1 pseudogene is annotated in these 500 nt (G+C 55.4%); it reads left to right on the top strand.

Annotated features, from left to right (window positions below):
- Positions 1-72 precede the first annotated feature (72 nt).
- Positions 73-500, top strand: a pseudogene (locus tag DOM57_RS20560) (transposase); the annotation flags it as partial.

Genomic DNA, 500 nt, shown 5'->3' with positions numbered 1-500 from the left:
TGTGTAGTGGCATAGTGAATCTGGCCACCTGATTTTGAGTGTATGATCACTCACAGAGACAGTCAGGTGCAGATGATGACGAAGAAGAGAACGTTCAGCCCGGAATTTCGCTTGGAAGCGGCCCAACTCGTGGTCGATCAGGGTTACACGCTGAAGGCGGCGTGTGAGGCCATGGGAGTTGGCAAATCCACCATGGAATATTGGGTACGCAGGCTTCGGGCTGAGCGAGCAGGCAAGGCGCCGCTGAAAGGTGAGGCTCTGACGCCGGAACAGCGTGAGATCCAGGAACTGAAGCGCAAGCTGCGGCGGGTGGAGGAAGAGAAGGCAATATTAAAAAAGGCTACCGCTCTCTTGATGTCGGACTCCCTGAGCAATTCTCGATAATCGAGCGACTTGAAGAGAGCTATGCGGTGCAGCACTTGTGTCAAGTGTTTGGGGTGCATCGCAGTAGCTACCGGGCCTGGCGTGACCGGGATAGAAGGCCCTGTGAGACTGAGCAG

Source organism: Salinicola peritrichatus (assembly GCF_003206715.1).
In the GTDB taxonomy this organism is placed as follows: domain Bacteria; phylum Pseudomonadota; class Gammaproteobacteria; order Pseudomonadales; family Halomonadaceae; genus Salinicola; species Salinicola peritrichatus.
The sequence above is the reverse complement of the archived record's forward strand: the minus strand, read 5'-3'. Positions and strand labels throughout refer to the sequence as shown.